Source organism: Streptomyces sp. NRRL S-244 (assembly GCF_000717915.1).
Classification (GTDB): Bacteria; Actinomycetota; Actinomycetes; order Streptomycetales; family Streptomycetaceae; genus Streptomyces.
Map to the genome: position 1 here is coordinate 272039 of NZ_JOCX01000001.1, position 19238 is coordinate 291276.

The window sequence follows — 19238 nt, forward strand, 5'->3', positions numbered from 1 at the left end:
CGGGGTGTGGTCAAGGATGTCGGCTGCCGAGGTACCCGCGTCTGAGCGGCTCGACTGGTTCACCGACGTGATCGCGCAGGAGCTCGTGCCCACGGCGATCCGCAGTGAACGCGTCCGGGACTTCTGGGCCGAGGCGTCCGTCCTGGACCTCGGCGGCGTACAGGTGTCCTCGTTCGAGTTCAGCTCGCTGCGCTCCCTGCGCACCGCCGCCCACGTGCGGCGCAGCGATCCCGAGCAGTACCAGCTGGGGCTCGTGACCACCGGAGCCATGTCGCTCGCCCAGAACCGGAACGAATCGGGTCTGTTCACCGGGGACATGGTGCTCTGGGACACCTCGCTGCCGATGGAGTCGGACGCCGTCCCGGATGTGGACGGGGGCCGGGTGCGGGCGATCATCCTGTCCTTCCCCCGCGATGCGATGCCGCTGCGCGGCGCCCGGGTGGAACGGCTGCTGGCCCACCGGATCGCGGGCGGCCACGGCATGGGGGCGATCCTCGCCCAGTACATGCGGTCGCTGGCGGCGCACGCCGCCGACTGCGGGCCGGCGGAGCTGAACCGGCTGGGTACGGTCGCCCACGACCTGGTCGGCGCCTGCCTGGCCGGGCACCTCGGCGCGCAGGACGAGCTCTCGCCCGAAGCCCGCAGCCGCGCCCTGCTGGAGCGGATCGAGGTCTTCGTCAACCACAACCTCGGCGATCCGGAGCTGACCCCGTCCGCCGTCGCCGCCCGGCACGGCATCTCGCTGCGCCACCTCCAGCAGCTGTTCCACGACCGGGGCGAAACGGTGGCGGCCGGGATCCGGCGGCGCCGGCTGGAGCGGTGCCGGACCGATCTCGCGGACCCGGGGCTCCTGACCAGCCCGGTCCACACCGTGGCGAGGCGGTGGGGGTTCACCAACGCCTCGGTGTTCAGCCGGACGTTCCGGGAGTCGTACGGGACGAGCCCCACGGAGTTCCGGCACCGGGCGGTCCGGGAGGCCCTTGCGCGCAAGATCAACGAGCCTTGCGCGCCCGGCACATCCGGGGGTGTCGCGCGGCCGTAGGGTCGGCAATCGTCAGCCGTGCCGTGCAGGTGCCGGCGGCTGCGCCGGGGTGGTGGCTCCGGCGGGACTGGACGGGGGTCTGTCCCGCCGGGCCCCTGCGGGGGAGCCGGATGTGGGTGCCGCGTCGCTGCGCGAGCGGCCCCGGGCGGCGCCCGTGCTTCCGGGGGCGGCGCCGTGTGCGGGCTACGCGGGCGTCGGCCGCGGGGAGTCGGCCGGGTCCGCCGGCGCGGCGGAGGGTACGGAGGCGGACGCGGGCCGGGCCGGGGCCGCGATCAGGCGGGTGCGCTCGCGGGTCAGGGCCTGGGGGCGCAGGCGGAGGATCTGGGTGAGGCCCAGGAGCTCCACCGCGAAGACCGACGAGAAGGCGATCCGGTAGTCGTCGCCGGTGGCGTCCAGGAGGAGGCCGACCGCCAGCAGGGTCGTCATCGAGGCCAGGAAGCCGCCCATGTTCGTCAGGCCCGACGCGGTGCCCTGGCGCTCCGGCGGGTTCGCCGGGCGGGCGAAGTCGAAGCCGATCATCGAGGCCGGGCCGCACGTGCCCAGGACGACGCACAAGGTGACGAGGAGCCACATCGGGGCGTGCGGGCCGGGGTAGGCCAGGGTCGAGGCCCACAGCAGCGCCGTGATCGCCACCGTGCCCAGGGCCAGGGGGATCCTCGCCGACTGGCGGCGGCCTATCAGTTGGCCGTAGACGAGGCCGAAGGCCATGTTCGAGGCCACCACCAGGGTCAGCAGCCCCGCCGCGGTGGTCCGCGCCAGCCCCTGGTCCTCGACCAGGAACGGCATGCCCCACAGCAACAGGAACACCATCGCCGGGAACTGCGTCGTGAAGTGCACCCACAGGCCCAGGCGGGTGCCGGGTTCCTTCCAGGAGTCCCGGATCTGGCGGCGTACGAAGCCCTGGCCCGCGCCCCCCGCCGAGGGCGGTTCGTGGCCTTCCGGGTGGTCCCGGAGGAAGAGCGTCAGGGGGATCAGGACCGCCACGCCGGCCACCGCGCTGCCCGCGAACGCCTGGACCCAGCCGACCCCGTGCAGGACGGGGGCCAGCACCAGCGTGGAGACCAGGTTGCCGGCCATGCCGACCAGCCCCGCCAGCTGCGCCATCAGCGGGCCGCGCCGGGCCGGGAACCACCGGGTGCCCAGCCGCAGGACGGATATGAAGGTCATCGCGTCGCCGCAGCCCAGCAGGGCGCGGGCCGCGAGGGCCATCCCGTACGAGGGCGAGAGCGCGAAGCCGATCTGGCCGGCCGTGAACAGGACCGCGCCCAGCGTCAGCACCTTCTTGGTGCCGAACCGGTCCACCATCAGCCCCACCGGCACCTGCATGCCCGCGTACACCAGGAGTTGGAGGATGGAGAAGGTCGAGAGCGCCGAGGCGTTGACGTGGAAGCGGTCCGCCGCCTCCAGTCCGGCCACGCCCAGGCTCGTACGGAAGATCACCGCGACGAAGTAGACGGCGACGCCGATGGACCAGACGGCCACCGCCTTCCGGCCGCCGGGCGGGTCCCGGAAGACGCCGTTGACGCCGTTGACGCCGTTGACTCCGCCGCCCCCGTTACCGCCGTTGCCGCCGTTCCCGCTCACCGGCCCGTCCCCCGCACCAGTGCCTCGACCCGGCCCACGTGGCCCCGTACGGCCGCGGCCGCCGTCTCCGCGTCCCCGGCGCGCAGCGCCCGCAGGATCTCCGCGTGCTCGGCCAGCGACCGCTCCACCCTCTCGGGGTGCGCGTGCAGCAGGGCCACGCCCATCCGCAGCTGCCGGTCGCGGAGCTGGTCGTACAGCCGGCTCAGGATCTGGTTGCCGGCGCTGCGCACGATCTCGGCGTGGAAGCCCCGGTCGGCGGCCATCATCGCCGCGAGGTCCCCCTCGGCGGCGTGCCGGCGCTGCTCCTCCAGCAGTCCGGCGAGCCGCTCCAGCAGGCCCGGCGGCGCCGGCACGGCCCTGCGCACGGTGAACTCCTCGACCAGCAGCCGGGTTTCTATGACGTCGGCGATCTCCTGCGCGGAGACCGGCAGCACCAGCGCGCCCTTCTTCGGGTACAGCTTCAGCAGCCCCTCGGTCTCCAGCCGCAGCAGCGCCTCGCGGACCGGCGTACGGGACACCCCGACGGCGTCGGCGAGTTCGCCCTCCGTGAGGAGGGTGCCGCCCTCGTAGCGGCGGTCCACCAGCACGGCCTGCTTCACGTGTCGGTACACGCGCTCGGCGGCGGTGGCGGCGGCTTGGACGGGGGGTGCGGCTGGCGGCATGCGCACAGGATAGATACATGAAGGGTGCACCGGTCGCCCCGTCCGGGATGTGGACAGCCGCCGCGCACCGCTGCATCGAAGGGTGTACCCGGGCTTCGTCCGGCCGCAGGACGTAACGGGCCCCGCGCGCCGGGACGCTGGGGTCATGGCCCACACGACCCTCTCCGCCCCCGATGTGACCGCGACCCGGCTGCCCCTCCTCGACGTCCTGCGCGGCGCCGCCATCCTCGGCACGCTCATGACCAACGTCTGGATCTTCGCGTCCCCCGGCTCCGAGTGGGGCGTGCTCCAGGGCGGCCTGAACCCGCCCGACCCGCTCGCCGACCCCTCCGCCGCGCACCTCGCCGAGAGCGTCTTCCGCTTCCTCGCCGACGGGAAGTTCCTGTCCCTGCTGACGATCCTGTTCGGGGTGGGCCTGGCCATCCAGTACGACTCCGCCGCGCGCCGCGGCGAGCCCTGGCCAGGGCGCTACCCGCGGCGGGCCGCGTTCCTCTTCCTGGAGGGGACCGTCCACTTCGTCCTGGTCTTCGCCTGGGACGTGCTGATGGGGTACGCCGTCACCGCCCTGCTCGTGGCCTGGCTGCTGGCCCGCTCCGAGAGGGTGCGGCGGGCCGCGATGTGGACCGCGGGCGGGCTGCACCTGGCCCTGATCGGCCTCGTCACGCTCGGGAGCCTGGCCCGCCCTGAATCCGGGCCTCCCGCGGGCCCCGGTGCGGCGGCCGTCCGGCTGTACGCCGAGGGCGGCTACCTCGACCAGATCGCCTTCCGGCTCGGCCACGCCCCCGCGCTGCGCGTCGAGCCCGTCTTCTCCTTCGGGCTGCTGGTCTTCCTCTTCCTCCTCGGGGTCCGGCTGCATCGCGCCGGGGCCTTCGCGGCGAGCGCCGACGGGCGCCGGATCCGGGTCCGGATGGCCGGGTGGGGGCTCGGCCTCGGGCTGCCGCTGGGCACCGCCGCCGCCCTGGGCGGCCCCGACTTCTTCGTCCTGGGGCGCTACGGGATCGCCCCGCTGATCGCCGTCGGGTACATCGGCCTGATCGGCTGCGCCCTGGACCGCTTCCGGGTCCCGGGGGCCGGCGCGCTCGGCTCCGTCGGGCGCACCGCCCTGTCCTGCTACGTCGGCCAGAACCTGCTCTGCATGCTGCTCTGCTACGGCATCGGGCTCGGGCTCGCCGACCGGCTGGGCGGGACCGGGCCCTGGTGGGTGATGGGCCTGTGGGCGGGGGTCGGCCTCGTCCTGGCCGCCGCGTCGCGGCTCTGGCTGCGCCGCTTCGAGCGGGGCCCGCTGGAGGCCGTACAGCACTGGGCGCTCAGCCCTCGTAACCCCCGTGGGCCCCTTGAGCAGCGCCCGTGACCTCCACCTCCACCTCCAGGACGAACTCGTCGTACGGGGCCTCCTGCGGATACGGCGGCCGGATCTGCGCGAAGCGGATCCGGGCCCGCCCGCCCGGGCAGCGGCCCCGGACGACGTACGTCCGCTCCAGCGGGGCGCCGGGCAGGACCTCCGCGGGCGGCGGGGACTCGCTCACATCGCTGACGGAGACGGCGTCCGCGTCCCCGGTGACCTGCCAGGTCCACACGTACCCGCGCGCCCCGCGCCCGGTGAGCCGCAGCTCGTACGACTCACCGGCGCCGAGGGCGATCTGGCGTATCTCCACCCGCGAAGACCTCCCGGCTCAGGCGGGGCCGATCACCGGCCCCTCGTGCCAGCCCGCCCCGTCACGCCAGTAGTGCTGCAGCTGCCGGTCCGTGCGCAGGACGATGACCTCCAGGTTGAACCCGAAACTGCCCTGGAGCATCCCGGTGACGGCGAGCGCGTCGTGGCCGAAGACGGCGCCGCGGCTCCAGGCGGAGCCGGAGGCGTTGCCGCGCCACCAGTGCTCGACGCGCCCGTCGGCGCCGACCGCGCAGAGCTCGTAGTTCCCGGCGGTGTCCTCGTCGGCCGCCCCGTACTGGGCCTCGATCAGGCAGGGCGCGGAGGTGATCGCGCTGCCGAAGACCTCGCCGGGGCGCCAGGCGAAGCCGTTCGGGTCGTCGCGCCACCACAGCTGCATCCGGCCGTCCGTACGGGTGGCGACGAGGTCCAGGTGGCGGCTGCGGGTCTGGATCAGGGCGGGCCCGAAGTGGGCGATGGCGGAGGCGAAGCGGCCGCCGTCGTTCCAGGTCCAGGGGGCGCCGTTGATCCGCCACCAGTGGTTCAGACGGCCGTCGGCCGTGCGGACGACCGCCTCGAAGTTGCCCGGCTTGCCGTAGTCGCTCTGGATGAACGCCGGGGTCGAACCGATCGCGGCGTCGCCCGGCCCGAAGGCGCCGCCGTCGCGCCAGACGCCGGCGGACTGCTCGTAGTACCAGTGGCGCAGCCGGCCACCGGTGGTCACGTGCAGGGACTCCATGTTCCGGTTGTACGTGGTCCCGGTGAAGGCGGGCTGGCCGGAGGCGTCGTTCGCGTACGACCGGGAGCGGGCCCACGGGAAGGGGGCGTCGCCCTCGCGCCACCAGTGCTGGAGGCGGCCGCCGCCGGTGGTGGCGCACAGCTCGAAGTTGCGGTGGGCGCGGCCGTTGCCGCTCTCGTAGACGTTGCCGGCGTGCAGGCGGCGCTTGCTCCACGGGTCGATGTTGGTGCCGCGCAGGCCGCACTTGGCCCAGTAGTCGATGTTGACCTCGCCGTAGGCGATGCGCCCGTACCCGCCGACGTGGTAGCCCGTACCCCAGGAGTTCTTGAACAGCCAGCAGCCCGCGGCGTCGTCGTAGCCGACGATCAGCACGCAGTGGCCGCCCGCGAGACGCTCGCTCGTGCGGTGGTAGACGCCGGAGCCGAGGCCGAAGAAGTCGTCGTACACGTCGAAGCAGGCGGTGAGCGGGCCGACGGTGTCGAGCCAGACCTTCTGCTGCCCGACGTCGCCGAGGCGGACGTAGTCGGTGATCCGGACGGTCCGGCCGGACCGGTCCCAGCTGGGCGTGTACTCGGCGCGCCAGGCGTCGCGGCGGTCGGCCGGGACGGTCGGCGGGGGCGGGGAGTAGGGCCAGCAGTCGGGATCGGCGAGGCCGCCGTTGTCCTTGACCCAGTCGAGGGCGGTCTCGGGGTTGGAGCCCTGGCCGCAGGTGAACTTCAGACCGTCGTGGACGTCCCCCTCTGAGCGCTTCGCCCAGACGTTGTGCTCGATGCGGGCCATGGACTCGACGAGGCCCGCGGCCCCGAAGGCCCAGCAGGAGCCGCACGGGTCCTGGTCCTTGACCTTGGTGATCCAGGGCCAGCCCCAGCGGGTGCGCCAGTCGACGGCGGCCGGGCGGGCCCCGGGTCCCGCCGGCGGCGTGTCGGGCAGCAGGCCGTGGGCGGCGCGGCGGCGGGTGAGATGCGGATTGGCGCTCTCGTGGCCGATGAGGGCCCGCAGGTCGATGGCGCCGATCTGCTCGGCGGGCGTGAGGTTCGTACCCGGTTCCAGGCCGAGGGAGGGCCGGGGTACGGGCTCCTCGTCGGCGAGATGTTCGATGACGGACCAGCGCGCTCGCCGCGATACGAGCTGCGCGCGTAGCTCCCCCACCGTCTGGACAGACTGCTCCGGCATGACCGGCCCCCCAGCTGACACCGTTCGTATGCGAGACCCGGGAGCGTCCATCGGGCGGCGGGGCGCGTCAAGGGTGTCTGCACGGTCGCGCGGTCGCACGGGGGGTCGTACGAGGCGCCCGTCCGCCCCCGGCGTCGCAGGGACGCCGGGGGCGGGGGTGGGGCGGGTGGGGCCTACTCCGCCGGGGCGGGGGCGGCAGCGGCCGGCATGCCGGGCATGCCGAGGCCGGTGAACAGGGCGACCACGGTGGCGCCGAGGTCGTTCACGACGTCGTTGGCCTTGGTCCTGGCGTCGGTGGCGCGGCCGTTGGGACCGGCCGCCTTGGCGACTTCGTCGACGGAAGCCTTGAGGTGGTCGACGGCGGCGATGACGGCGTCCACGCGGGCGGGATCCACGGCCTTGGGCTTCGCGGCGACGACCGGGGCGACGGCCGGGAGCGTGACGGGCTGCGCGACGGCGGCGGGCGGCTTGGCCGCTTCGGCCGGCTGCTTGGCGGCGTCGAGCGGGGGCTTGGCCACCTCCACGGGCGGCTTGGCAGCCTCAACGGGCGGCTTCGCAGCCTCCACGGGCGGCTTCGCGGCCTCAACCGGCGGCTTCGCGGCCTCGACGGGCGGCTTGGCCGCTTCCACCGGCGGCTTGGCGGCCTCAACGGGCGGCTTCGCAGCCTCCACGGGCGGCTTCGCAGCCTCCACAGGCGGCTTCGCGGCCTCCACGGGCGGCTTCGCGGCCTCAACCGGCGGCTTCGCGGCCTCGACGGGCGGCTTGGCCGCTTCCACGGGCGGCTTGGCAGCCTCAACGGGCGGCTTCGCGGCGTCCACCGGCGGCTTCGCAGCCTCAACGGGCGGCTTCGCGGCGTCCACCGGCGGCTTCGCAGCCTCCACCGGCGGCTTCGCAGCCTCCACCGGCGGCTTCGCAGCCTCCACCGGCGGCTTCGCAGCCTCCACCGGCGGCTTCGCGGCGTCCGCCGGCGGCTTCGCCACCTCGGCCGGGGGTTCGTCCGCGGGCGGCTTCGGCAGGACCACCGGGGTCATCGGAGCGTTCGCCGGGGGCTTGGCCACGGCCTCCGGCACGGCGGGGGCCGCGGGGGCAGCCGGGGCGGCCGCCGCGAAGGTCTGCTTCAGGCCGGCGAGCGCCGCGTCGATCTTCTGCCTGTGCGCGGCCAGGTCCGCCTCCGGGAGCTTTCCGTCCGGCGACCTCAGGACCTCCCCGAGGAAGTTCGTGACAGGCGTGATCAGGCTGCCGGCGGACCCCAGGGAAGCCACCTGCGCGGTCAGCGCCTCGGCACCGGGGATGGCCTTCTTCGCCACCGGCGCCGACGGCTTCGCCGGGGCGACGGCCGCACCGGCCAGAGCGGGGGAAACGGACAGCAGCGTCACGCACAGGGCGGCGGGGAGGGTGTAGCGGGTGATGCGGTGCAAGTTCTCTCTCCTGTTCAGAGTGGCGGGGCATCGGGTGTGCCCCTGTCCACTCACCGCCACCCGGTCACATTCGGCAACCGGAAACCGGCCCTCGGATCCCCGAAACCTGCCCCGATCCACCGCCCCCACGGCCGCCACCTGCATGAATGGCTTCCCCTTTCAGCTCTGCCAGCAGTGCTGCACCCTCGTGACACCATCACTCTCAGCAACCATCCCGCAGGAAGATCACAGCGTGCGCTCGAGGCCGCATGGGGCGAGTTCGGCGTCGGAGGGCCCCGTTAGGGTTTCCCGTATGGGGACCTGGATCGCGCCGAGCGTCATAGAACGAGAGCTGTACGAAGCCAAGCTCAGGAACGACTGGCCCGCCTACTTCGACGCCCTGGCCGGCGCCTGGCTGTTCGTACCCATGGCCCGCGGCTACGTGGACGCGCACCCCACCTCGGTGCTGCTCGAACCCGCGTACTTCCCGCAGGTCCGCGCCCGTTGCTACGTGGCGTACACGGCGGGCATGCTGCCCGCCCCCACCGCCGACGGGGTCTTCTCCCGCCAGAGCCTCGCCTGGTTCGCCGCCAATTTCGAGCCGGGCGACCCTCCGTACCTGGCCATCAACCCCGGCAGCCCCTGCGAGGCCTTCCTGCCCGCAGCCCCCGGCGACCGCGCCGTCTGGAACGCCCACTGGGACCGGGCCCCCACGTACGGCCTGGAGCAGAACAAGGTCCACGGCCTCCACGTCGGGGGACCGCTGCGCGGCCCCGCCGCGTTCGGGCTCGCCTGCGGGGCGCACCTCTCCGTACGCAACGGCCTGTTCTGGAACGCCTTGGGCTACCACGGCGAGGGTTACAAGAAGGAGCGCGAGAAGCTCAAGGAGTACTGGGGCATCACCACGCGCGAGGAATGGCTGGTCAGCACCGAGCGACTGCTGACGGCGGACATGGTCAGCGCGGTATGGGAGTTCACCCTCCGGATCCGGACGGCCCTCGCCAAGGAGTTCGCCGGGCCGGTGGACATCGAGCACTGGCGGCACGCCGCCGAGGCAACCCTCCGGGCCAACGCCGAACGGGCGGCCGAGCCCCGGATCACCCCCGAAGGCGTCACCGTCGCCCGGCCCCGCTCCGCAGCCGAGGTGGAAGGGGAGGTCGCCGGCGTGCAGCGGGTCATCGGCCGCATCACGCGCTACGAGCAGCGCTTCCGCGCCGACGGGATCCTCAGCGAGGGCAGGTTCGTCCGCTCCGTCGAGGCATGGGACTACGGGCGCGCCTCCCAGATGGCCCGCTGGGGCCTGGGCGCCCGCTTGTGCACGCTCCAGGAAGCCGAGGACGCCGTCGTGAGGGCCGGGAGGGTCTGCCGGCTCGCCTACCGCTCCTGGGAGGACCTCTCCGCCGGCTTCATCCTGGGACGCTGCCTCCAGTTCGACGAGGAGGAGTACGGGCACTGGTACACCGACATGGCCGCCACCCACCAGGCGCTGATGACCGATCCGGGCAGTCCCTGGCTCAACATCCCCTGGGACTAGGGAAAGCGGCCGCCTTCCCCGACTTTCCCCAGTAGCGGCGAATCCTTGGACGGGGTCGGAATGCCCCAACTAGCCTCGCCCGCATGACCATTGTGCTGAACGACTCGGTACGCAAGCTGCTCGACTCCCCGCACCCGGCGGTGCTCACGACCCTCAACCCCGACGGTGGTCCGCAGAGTTCGGTGGTCTGGGTGACCCGGGACGGCGCCGACGTGCTGATCTCCACCGAGCAGGGGCGCCGCAAGCAGCGGAACATCGCCCGTGACGCGCGCGTCGGGCTGACCGTCTTCGACACCGCCAACCCCTTCATGTACGTGGAGATCCGCGGCACCGCCACCCTCACCGAGGACACGGGCCGCGAGGTCGCCATCCGCATCTCGGAGCAGTACCTCGGGCCGGGCGCCGGCAAGGAGTACGCCGAGGCCCCGGCCGAGAACGTCCGCCTCGTCGTGCGCATCACCCCGACCAAGGTGCTCGGCAACGCGACCAAGGCCGGATAGCCGCTTTCCCGGCCGCGGTCACGGCAGCTGCGGGCGGACCTCCGACCAGGCGTCGACCGCCGCCGCGAGCGGGTCGCCGTCCGCGAGGTGGGGCCGTACGAGGGCCATCCACGGCAGCAGGAGCTTGATGCGCCGCAGGTGCTGGATGCGGGGTCGCGGCAGGTCGCGCCAGGTGCGGGCCTCCGCGGCCGCCTCCGCCGGGGTCAGGTCGATCAGCGCCAACGCGTCCCGGCACAAGACCGCCGGGTCGCCGCCGCGGCCCGGGCCGAACTGCCCGATCAGGTAGCCCCGTACGGCTGCCACCTCGACCGCCCGGTCCAGCGCGTGCGAGCCCTCCCAGTCCGCCTTGCGGTGCGTCGCGGCCAGTGCCACCCCGCCCCAGCGCAGCCGGGTCTCCTCGGGCAGCCAGTCCCCCTGCATCCGGCCCACGGCCAGCGTCCGCAGGGTCAGCGGATGCGGCTCGTCCAGCAGCGGCGGGTCGGTGGCCAGCCAGGCCTCGATGTCCTCCAGCGCGTGCCCGCCGGGCGGGACGGCGGTCAGCACCTGGCCCCGGGCGAGCAGCGCGACCAGGGCGCCGGTGAGGTGGACCTTGGCCACGTGCCCGGCGTCGAAGAAGGCCACGGTGCGCCCGTACCGCTCGATCCGCCGCAGCCCGAGCCGCAGTTCCCCGACGGCGTAGACCTGTCCGGCGCGCGCGACCCCGCCGAGGCAGCGGACCACGCACACTCCGCCCGTGACGTCGGCCTCCTCGACGGAGTACACCTGCAACTCGGCGATGGCCACTCCCGGCCCCCCTTCCCCGGCCGGGAGGCTACCCCCTGCCGGTGTCAGAGCGCCCCTCGGAGCGCGACCCGCCGGCCACCGCCACGACCGCAGCCGGACGCCGGTCAGCTCGGGCGCCTCGTCGTAGTACGGCGCGATGACCGCGCCGTTGGCGACGAACCGTTCCCAGCCCATGGCTAGGCGGGCGGCTCCAGGACGAGCCGGATCTCCGTGACCTCGTAGCCGGCGCGGTCGAACGCGGCGGCCATGGGGGTGTTGACGGTGTCCGTGGTCGCGGTGATGCGCTCGGCTCCGGCGGCGGCGTGGAAGCGGGTGATCTCCGCCAGCACCTCGTCGATCAGGCCGCGGCCGCGCTGCTCCGGGACGACGCCCAGGTACCCGACGTTGCGGTGGTACGGGGTCGCGGAGGGGATGGCCAGGCCCGCGAGGGTGCCGTCCGGGAGGTGGGCCAGCCGCCACCAGGAGCGCTCGCCGGGGCAGTCGAGGTAGAACTCGATGTCCTCGCGGGCCAGTTGCCCGGCGTCCATCGAGCGGAGCTCGTTCTGCGTGTGCAGGTCCAGGCTGCCGGCCGAGAGGCGGGTGAAGGCGTCGAGGAACTCCTCGTCGGTGCCGTCGCGGAAGACGAGCCGCCCGGTGGGCTCGGCGGTCCCCGCGGCCGGGGTCCACTCGTAGCGCAGCCGCTCGATCTCCCGGGTCAGGCCCGCCTCGTACGCGGCCTTCTGGCGCCAGGCGACGGCGTCGACGAGCTCGGGGCGGGTCCGCCAGTCGCCGGGCAGCGAGACGTTGTAGAGCGGGAGGTTCCCGAAGGCCGCGTGCCCGGCGGCGAGCAGCCCGGCGGCGAGTGCGGCCGGGTCGGCGACGGAGCCCCGTATCTGGAGGCAGTCGAGCGCGAGGGGCCGCTCGCTGTCGGCGCGGCCCCACCACAGCGCGCGGCCCAGGACCTCGCCGTCTTCGTCCTCGGCGAACCAGATCCACTCGGGCCGGAACTGGTTCGCGGCGAGCTCCTCGCGGATCTTCTCGGCGGACAGGGCCTCGACGGGGCAGTCGGCCGGGTAGGCGAGGGCACGGTCGATGTCGGCGGGGTCTGCGGTGGCAGCGCGGAATCTCATATGGATGATCATCACTCGCGGTCCGTCATCCCACCAATGCTTTCCACACGCCGAAGCCCCCCTCGCGGTGCGGTGGCGAGGGGGACTTCGGGTGCCGGACGGTGGCCGGGTGCGCTACGACCAGGTGACGAGGCGGCGCGGGTGTTCCAGGACGGCCGCGATGTCCGCCAGGAACTTCGAGCCGAGCTCTCCGTCGATGAGGCGGTGGTCGAACGACAGCGCCAGGGTGGTGACGTGGCGCGGCTTCACCTTGCCCTTGTGGACCCACGGCTGGAGCTTGATCGCGCCGACCGCGAGGATCGCGGACTCGCCGGGGTTCAGGATGGGCGTACCGGTGTCGACGCCGAAGACGCCGACGTTGGTGATGGTGATGGTGCCGTTCTGCATGTCGGCCGGGGAGGTCTTGCCGTCGCGGGCCGTGCCGACCAGCTCGGACAGGGCCGTCGACAGCTCGCCGAGGGTCTTGGTGTGCGCGTCCTTGATGTTCGGGACGATCAGACCCCGCGGGGTGGCCGCCGCGATGCCCAGGTTGACGTAGTGCTTGAGCACGATCTCCTGGGCCGCCTCGTCCCAGGACGCGTTGACGTCCGGGTTGCGGCGGATGGCGACCAGCACCGCCTTGGCGATGAGCAGCAGCGGGTTGATCCGCAGACCGGCGAGGTCCGGGTCGGCCTTGAGCTCCTGGACCAGCTTCATCGTGCGGGTCACGTCGAAGGTGATGAACTCGGTGACGTGCGGCGCGGTGAACGCGGAGCCGACCATCGCCTGGGCGGTGACCTTGCGGACGCCCTTGACCGGGATACGGGTCTCCCGGGCCTCCGGGAGACCCGTTGCCGCCGTTGCCGCCGGCTGGACGGGCACCGATACGGCCGGAGCCGGCGCGGGCGCCGCCTGCGGGGTGATCGCGGCCGCGGCGGCGGCGTGCACGTCCTCGCGGGTCACGACCCCGCCCTCCCCCGTGGGCACCACGGAGGCCAGGTCGATGCCGAGGTCCTTGGCGAGCTTGCGCACCGGCGGCTTCGCCAGCGGGCGCTCCCCGACGGCGTGGCCGCTGCCGCTGCCGTTCAGCCCGGCGGCGGCCGGAGCCGCCTCCGGCTGGGCCGGTACGGCCGGCAGGGCCACCGCGGCGGTGCCGTTCTGCGCGGCCGCCGCGCCCGGCACGGCCTTGCGCGGGCGGCGCTTCGTCGAGGCCTGGGAGACCCCGTAGCCGACCAGGACGGGCTGGCGGGCCGCGGCGGCCGGCTCCTCGGCGGCCTCGGCCGGAGCCGGAGCCGACGCCGGAGCCGCAGCAGCGACAGGGGCCTCGACAACAGCGGCAGCCGCGGGGGCCTCCGCCGCACCCGTCTGCACCGAGATGATCACCTGGCCGACATCGACCGTGGTGCCCTCCTCGAACAGCAGCGCGTGCACGACACCGTCGAACGGGATCGGCAGCTCCACGGCCGCCTTCGCCGTCTCGACCTCGCAGACGACCTGACCGTCGGTGACCGTGTCACCCGGCTGGACGTACCACTTGAGGATCTCGGCCTCGGTGAGGCCCTCGCCCACATCGGGCATCTTGAATTCGCGGATCGTCACGGGAACGCTCTCCTCAGTACGCAAGCGAGCGGTCGACGGCGTCGAGCACCCTGTCCAGGCCCGGCAGGTACTCGTCCTCCAGGCGGGCCGGCGGGTACGGGGCGTGGAATCCGCCCACGCGCAGCACCGGCGCCTCCAGGTGGTAGAAGCACCGCTCCGTGATGCGAGCGGCGATCTCCGCGCCCGTGCCCAGGAAGACCGGGGCCTCGTGGACGACCACGAGCCGGCGGGTCTTCTCCACCGAGGCCTGCAGCCCGTCGAAGTCGATCGGGGACATCGAGCGCAGGTCCACGACCTCCACCGACTTGCCCTCCTCGGCCGCCGCGGCCGCCGCCTCCAGGCAGACCTTCACCATCGGGCCGTACGCGGCGAGGGTGAGGTCCGAGCCCTCCCGCGTCACCCGCGCCGCGTGCAGGGCGTCCGGGATCGCGTCGGTGTCGACCTCGCCCTTGTCCCAGTAGCGCCGCTTCGGCTCGAAGAAGATCACCGGGTCGTCGCTGAGGATCGCCTGCTGGAGCATCCAGTACGCGTCGCTCGCGTTCGAGGGCGAGACCACCTTCAGGCCCGGGACGTGCGCGAACAGCGCCTCGGGGGACTCCGAGTGGTGCTCCACCGCGCCGATGCCGCCCGCGTACGGGATGCGCACGACGACCGGCATCTTGACCTTGCCCAGCGCCCGCGCGTGCATCTTCGCGAGCTGCGTGACGATCTGGTCGTACGCGGGGAAGACGAACCCGTCGAACTGGATCTCCACCACGGGCCGGTAGCCGCGCAGCGCCAGGCCGATCGCCGTGCCGACGATGCCCGACTCGGCGAGCGGGGTGTCGATGACCCGCTCCTCGCCGAAGTCCTTCTGCAGGCCGTCGGTGATCCGGAAGACACCGCCCAGCTTGCCGACGTCCTCGCCCATGATCAGGACCTTCGGGTCCTGCTCCAGGGCCTTGCGCAGGGACTCGTTGAGCGCCTTCGCGATCGACATCTTCTCGACAGCCATCAGTTGCCCTCCTCGGCCGACTCGAAGGAAGCGAGGTACGCGGCGAACTGGGCGCGCTCCTCGTCGACGAGCGCGTGCCCGTCCGCGTAGACGTTCTCGAAGATCGCCATGGTGTCGGGGTCGGGCATGGCGCGCACGACCTCGCGCACCCGCTTGCCCAGCGCCTCGCTCTCGACCTCCAGGGCCTCGAAGAAGGCCTCGTCGGCCCCGCCGCTCGCCAGCAGGTACGTCTTCAGGCGCAGGATCGGGTCCTTCGCCTCCCAGGCCTGCGTCTCCTCGTCCCGCCGGTACTTCGTCGGGTCGTCGGAGGTGGTGTGCGCGCCCATGCGGTACGTGAACGCCTCGACCAGGGTCGGACCCTCGCCCGCGCGGGCCCGCGCCAGCGCCCAGCGGGTGACCGCGAGGCAGGCCAGGACGTCGTTGCCGTCCACGCGGACGCCCGGGAAGCCGAAGCCCTGGGCGCGCTGGTACAGCGGCACGCGCATCTGGCGCTCGGTCGGCTCGGAGATCGCCCACTGGTTGTTCTGGCAGAAGAACACCACGGGGGAGTTGTAGACGGCCGAGAAGGTGAACGCCTCGGCGACGTCACCCTGGCTGGACGCGCCGTCGCCGAAGTAGGCGATGACCGCGGAGTCCGCGCCGTCCTTGGCCACGCCCATCGCGTAACCGGTCGCGTGCAGCGTCTGCGAGCCGATGACGATCGTGTACAGGTGGAAGTTGTTGGTGTTCGGGTCCCAGCCGCCGTGGTTCACGCCGCGGAACATGCCGAGCAGGTTCGTCGGGTCGACGCCGCGGCACCAGGCCACACCGTGCTCGCGGTACGTGGGGAACACGTAGTCGTCGTCGCGCAGCGCGCGGCCGGAGCCGATCTGGGCGGCCTCCTGGCCGAGCAGCGAGGCCCACAGGCCCAGCTCGCCCTGGCGCTGGAGGGCGGTCGCCTCGCCGTCGAAGCGGCGGGTCAGGACCATGTCGCGGTAGAGCCCGCGCAGGTCCTCGGTGGTGATGTCCTCGACGAAGGAGAGGAACTCCGCGGCGTCGGGATTGTCCGCTGCGCTGACCCGTTCACCCTCGGGCGTCAGCAGCTGTACGAGCTGGGGCTCGGCGTTCTGCGCGGTGGCGGCAGCCTTGGCAGCGGGGGCCTTGGCGGCGCTCGCCGCGCCTGCCGCCCGCTTGGTGCCGCTGCTGCGTCGCGGCTTGCGCGCGGCAGTGCTCTCCACGGTCACGTGTTGCTCCTCCGTCGGTCCGGCTCCCGGGTTCTCCGGGGTCCAGTGCGGCTCACCCGGATCCGTACCAGCGCACAAGGGTGGGTGCGCGTCATGTACGGATTCGGGCGTGACAGGTGCCCCGGCAAGTGCCCTGCGCAATGCACGTTACCCAGTGCGCCGCATAACTGCGAAACCCCACTTGACCTGCGTTTTTGCTTGGATTTCCAAGTAAATCGGCAGGGCGGGGAACAACCACTGGTCACAGCCTTGCAGGGGGCCGGAACAACGGCACGTTATCCCGGGTAACGACCGCAGGGAAGGGGTGAGTGTGTGAAACTGAGTTCGTGCGCGAAGACGGAAAAATCAAGGTATTCCTCCTGGACGACCACGAAGTGGTACGTCGGGGTGTCCATGAGCTCCTTTCGGTCGAAGACGACATCGAGATCGTCGGCGAGGCAGGCACCGCCGCGGACGCGCTGGTCCGCATCCCCGCCACCCGGCCCGACGTGGCCGTGCTCGACGTGCGCCTGCCGGACGGCAGCGGTGTGGAGGTCTGCCGCGAGGTCCGCTCGCAGGACGAGGACATCAAGTGCCTGATGCTGACCTCGTTCGCCGACGACGAGGCCCTCTTCGACGCGATCATGGCCGGAGCCTCCGGTTACGTGCTCAAGGCGATCCGCGGCAATGAGCTGCTCAGCGCCGTACGGGACGTCGCGGCCGGCAAGTCGCTGCTGGACCCGGTCGCCACGGCGCGGGTGCTGGAGCGGCTGCGCGACGGCAAGAACGGCAAGGGCGACGACCGCCTGGCCAACCTCACCGAGCAGGAGCGGAAGATCCTCGACCTGATCGGCGAGGGCCTGACCAACCGCGTCATCGGCGAGCGGCTGCACCTGGCCGAGAAGACCATCAAGAACTACGTCTCCAGCCTGCTGTCCAAGCTGGGCATGGAGCGCCGCTCCCAGGCCGCGGCGTACGTGGCCCGGCTGCAGGCCGAGCGGCGCGCCTGAGGTCCGTTCGCTCCGTCCACGGCGTTCACGGCGTTCACGCTTCACGGCGTTCACGCCGTTCACTCGGGACCAACGTCCCCGATCATCGGGGCGGCCTCCTCTTTTCGGCCGAGGCATCCGTACCGGAGAGTAGACCCATGTCTCCGGAGGAACTCCACGCCATCGAACTGCTGCGCCGGGTGCCGTACGGCAGGGTGGCCACCAGCATGCGCGCGCTGCCCTTCCTCGCCCTCGCCCGCCACATCGTGGTGGACGGCAACGTCGTGCTGAGAATGCACGCGGGCTTCGGCTACCACCAGGCGTGCAACGGCAGCGTGGTGGCCTACGGCGCGGACAACTTCAATTCGGCGGACCCCCGCCTGTGGTCGGTGCAGTTCACCGGAACGGCCCAGACCGTCGAGCCGACCACCCGGGAACTGGAACTGTTCGGACCGGTTCCGCATTTCGTGGACGGCGCGGTCTTCGACCCCGTCTACATGCGCATCGAGCCCCAGTTCGTCACCGTGCACTCCCTGGCCGGAAATCCGGACAGGGAGTACCAGCACGCCCTCTGAGCTGCGAATTCCCCTACTGGTCTTCCAGAGGGTTATTCGGCGGGTCCACCGGCGGACTCACGCTCTTCGACGGCGACGAGGACGGCTTCGACGTGGGCTTCGACGGACTGGTCGACGGCGAGGTCGACGGGCTCGTCGAGGGGGACGTGGACGGGCTGGTGCTCGGCGTGAACTTGCTGCGGCTCGGCGACGTCGACACGTGGTCCTCCGACGAACGCGTCGACGGAGTCTCCTGCGAGGGCAGGCTCTGCTGCTCGGACGGGGCGCTCGACTGGCCGCTCGAAGAGCTCTGGACGGCGGGCGGAGTGCTGTCGTCCTTGTTCTTGCCCGACCCCGAGTTGACGGCGTACGCCACGCCGCCCGCGATCGCGACGATCGCCAGCACCGCGAACAGCCACAGCTTCCAGCGGCTGCCGCCGCGGTCGTCGTAGCCGTCGTACCCGTCGTGGCCGCCCTGCCCGCCGCCGTGGCCGCGGTTGTCGTACCCGCCCCCGCCGGGGAAGGCCGTGCCGTCGTCCGGGTTCAGCGGCGGCACCATCGGCTGCTGGAACTGCGAGGTCGTGGCGTGCGCCGCGTACGGCTGCTGCCCGCCGGTCTGGCCCATCGGCATCGCCGTGGTCTGCGCCGCCCCGCCGCGCCCGTGCGGCAGGGCCATGGTGACCGGACCGGTGTTCCAGGTGCCCGTGTTCGCACCCTGGTCGTGCAGCATCTGGAGCGCGTACTGGACCAGCCCGCGCATCTCCTCGGCGCTCTGGAACCGGTCGTCCGGGTCCTTGGCGAGGGAGCGCATGACGAGCCCGTCGAGTTCCTGCGGGATGTGGTGGCCCTCCGGCAGCTGCGAGGGCGGAACCGGCGCGTCCTGCACGTGCTGGTAGACCACCGACAGCGGGGTCTCACCGGTGAACGGGGGCCGCAGCGCGAGCAGTTCGTACAGCAGGCAGCCCGTCGCGTACAGGTCGGAGCGGTGGTCCACCGCCTTGCCGAGCGCCTGCTCGGGCGACAGGTACTGCGGGGTGCCCATGACCATGCCGGTCTGGGTCATCGTCGACTGGGCGCCGTGCAGGGCGCGCGCGATGCCGAAGTCCATGACCTTGACCGCGCCGGTCTCGGTGATGATGACGTTGGCGGGCTTGATGTCGCGGTGCACGATGCCGTGCTGGTGCGAGTACGCGAGGGCTTCGAGCACGCCGGAAGTGATGATGAGCGCCTGCTCGGGGCCCGGGGCCTCGGCGCTGATCAGCAGATCGCGGATGGTGCGGCCCTCGACCAGCTCCATGACGATGTACGGGACGGTATTGGGGCCGACCTTGTCCTCGCCGGAGTCGTACACGGCGACGACGGCGTGGTGGTTGAGCCCGGCGACCGACTGCGCCTCACGCGTGAAGCGGGCCTTGGAGACCGGGTCCTCCGCCAGGTCGGCGCGCAGCAGCTTCACGGCGACGGTCCGGCCCAGCCGGACGTCCTCGGCGGCGAACACCTCCGCCATGCCGCCGCGGCCCAGGCGGTGGGTGAGCCGGTAGCGGCCGTCGCCGACCAGGCCGCCGGCGCCCCAATGCTCAGGACCCTCGGCCATCCCGGCGCCGTTTCCCTCGGGTTCGGGTGCCATCAGTCCTCGCCGTCGTCTCTCTCGGCCGCCGCTCAGCGGTAGGTCCTTTTCGGGTGCTCCGATGAACGCTACAGCCTCGGAACAGGTCGCCGTTCGGACAATGGCGCGCCGTGGCCCCGT

The 19238-nt window shown here is 72.6% G+C and carries 17 protein-coding genes; 6 read left to right on the plus strand and 11 right to left on the minus strand.

Features of this window, described 5'->3' with window-relative positions; all coding sequences use genetic code 11:
- The first annotated feature begins 16 nt into the window (after positions 1 to 16).
- Positions 17 to 1042, plus strand: coding sequence for a helix-turn-helix domain-containing protein (locus IF02_RS0101310; RefSeq protein ID WP_234318054.1), 1026 nt, complete (start codon positions 17 to 19; stop codon positions 1040 to 1042).
- Between the two features lie 183 nt (positions 1043 to 1225).
- Here the strand turns inward: IF02_RS0101310 and IF02_RS0101315 are convergent, their stop codons facing one another.
- Both IF02_RS0101315 and IF02_RS0101320 read right to left on the minus strand, forming a co-directional pair.
- Entirely contained in the window at positions 1226 to 2524 is a 1299-nt protein-coding gene (locus tag IF02_RS0101315; RefSeq protein ID WP_051695518.1) for an MFS transporter, read from the minus strand.
- A 98-nt stretch (positions 2525 to 2622) separates the two neighbouring features.
- Entirely contained in the window at positions 2623 to 3288 is a 666-nt protein-coding gene (locus IF02_RS0101320; RefSeq protein ID WP_030153047.1) for a GntR family transcriptional regulator, read from the minus strand.
- Between the two features lie 145 nt (positions 3289 to 3433).
- Between IF02_RS0101320 and IF02_RS0101325 the strand changes: the two genes are divergently transcribed.
- Positions 3434 to 4639, plus strand: coding sequence for a DUF418 domain-containing protein (locus tag IF02_RS0101325; RefSeq protein WP_030153049.1), 1206 nt, complete (start codon positions 3434 to 3436; stop codon positions 4637 to 4639).
- Here IF02_RS0101325 and IF02_RS0101330 read toward each other — a convergent pair.
- The 3 genes from IF02_RS0101330 to IF02_RS34680 all read right to left on the minus strand — a co-directional run bounded on the left by IF02_RS0101330 (position 4596) and on the right by IF02_RS34680 (position 8269).
- Entirely contained in the window at positions 4596 to 4943 is a 348-nt protein-coding gene (locus IF02_RS0101330; RefSeq protein WP_030153051.1) for a protease inhibitor I42 family protein, read from the minus strand. The two genes, IF02_RS0101325 and IF02_RS0101330, sit on opposite strands and share 44 nt — an antisense overlap.
- Before the next feature lie 18 nt (positions 4944 to 4961).
- A complete protein-coding gene (locus IF02_RS0101335) occupies positions 4962 to 6851 on the minus strand; it encodes a C1 family peptidase (protein WP_030153053.1) in 1890 nt (629 codons plus the stop codon).
- Positions 6852 to 7024: 173 nt separating this feature from the next.
- Entirely contained in the window at positions 7025 to 8269 is a 1245-nt protein-coding gene (locus tag IF02_RS34680) for a hypothetical protein (RefSeq protein ID WP_051695421.1), read from the minus strand.
- A gap of 292 nt (positions 8270 to 8561) precedes the next feature.
- Between IF02_RS34680 and IF02_RS0101345 the strand changes: the two genes are divergently transcribed.
- Entirely contained in the window at positions 8562 to 9782 is a 1221-nt protein-coding gene (locus tag IF02_RS0101345; protein ID WP_030153056.1) for a DUF1266 domain-containing protein, read from the plus strand.
- 83 nt (positions 9783 to 9865) lie between these two features.
- Positions 9866 to 10282, plus strand: coding sequence for a PPOX class F420-dependent oxidoreductase (locus IF02_RS0101350; protein WP_030153058.1), 417 nt, complete (start codon positions 9866 to 9868; stop codon positions 10280 to 10282).
- Between the two features lie 18 nt (positions 10283 to 10300).
- On the opposite strand, the gene IF02_RS0101355 is transcribed toward IF02_RS0101350, so the two are convergent.
- From IF02_RS0101355 to pdhA, 5 genes are all read right to left on the minus strand, one after another.
- Positions 10301 to 11065, minus strand: coding sequence for a hypothetical protein (locus tag IF02_RS0101355; protein WP_158708435.1), 765 nt, complete (start codon positions 11063 to 11065; stop codon positions 10301 to 10303).
- Between the two features lie 176 nt (positions 11066 to 11241).
- Complete coding sequence (locus IF02_RS0101360) at positions 11242 to 12174, minus strand: GNAT family N-acetyltransferase (protein WP_030153062.1); 933 nt, start codon at positions 12172 to 12174, stop codon at positions 11242 to 11244.
- 114 nt (positions 12175 to 12288) lie between these two features.
- Positions 12289 to 13731: a dihydrolipoamide acetyltransferase family protein gene (locus IF02_RS0101365; protein ID WP_051695522.1), complete on the minus strand. Its 1443-nt coding sequence runs from the start codon at positions 13729 to 13731 to the stop codon at positions 12289 to 12291.
- 34 nt (positions 13732 to 13765) lie between these two features.
- On the minus strand, positions 13766 to 14746 hold the full coding sequence (locus IF02_RS0101370; RefSeq protein ID WP_030153065.1) for an alpha-ketoacid dehydrogenase subunit beta: 981 nt from the start codon (positions 14744 to 14746) through the stop codon (positions 13766 to 13768).
- The gene (pdhA, locus tag IF02_RS0101375; protein ID WP_030153067.1) at positions 14746 to 15969 is read right to left on the minus strand and encodes a pyruvate dehydrogenase (acetyl-transferring) E1 component subunit alpha; all 1224 of its coding nucleotides are present in this window, start codon (positions 15967 to 15969) and stop codon (positions 14746 to 14748) included. Before pdhA ends, IF02_RS0101370 begins: the two co-directional genes overlap by 1 nt.
- Positions 15970 to 16295: 326 nt before the next feature.
- Between pdhA and IF02_RS0101380 the strand changes: the two genes are divergently transcribed.
- Both IF02_RS0101380 and IF02_RS0101385 read left to right on the plus strand, forming a co-directional pair.
- Positions 16296 to 16958: a response regulator gene (locus tag IF02_RS0101380; protein WP_030153068.1), complete on the plus strand. Its 663-nt coding sequence runs from the start codon at positions 16296 to 16298 to the stop codon at positions 16956 to 16958.
- A 137-nt stretch (positions 16959 to 17095) separates the two neighbouring features.
- Entirely contained in the window at positions 17096 to 17512 is a 417-nt protein-coding gene (locus IF02_RS0101385) for a pyridoxamine 5'-phosphate oxidase family protein (protein WP_030153070.1), read from the plus strand.
- 13 nt (positions 17513 to 17525) lie between these two features.
- Here IF02_RS0101385 and IF02_RS0101390 read toward each other — a convergent pair whose 3' ends face one another.
- A complete protein-coding gene (locus IF02_RS0101390; protein WP_078621789.1) occupies positions 17526 to 19118 on the minus strand; it encodes a protein kinase domain-containing protein in 1593 nt (530 codons plus the stop codon).
- Positions 19119 to 19238 lie beyond the last annotated feature (120 nt).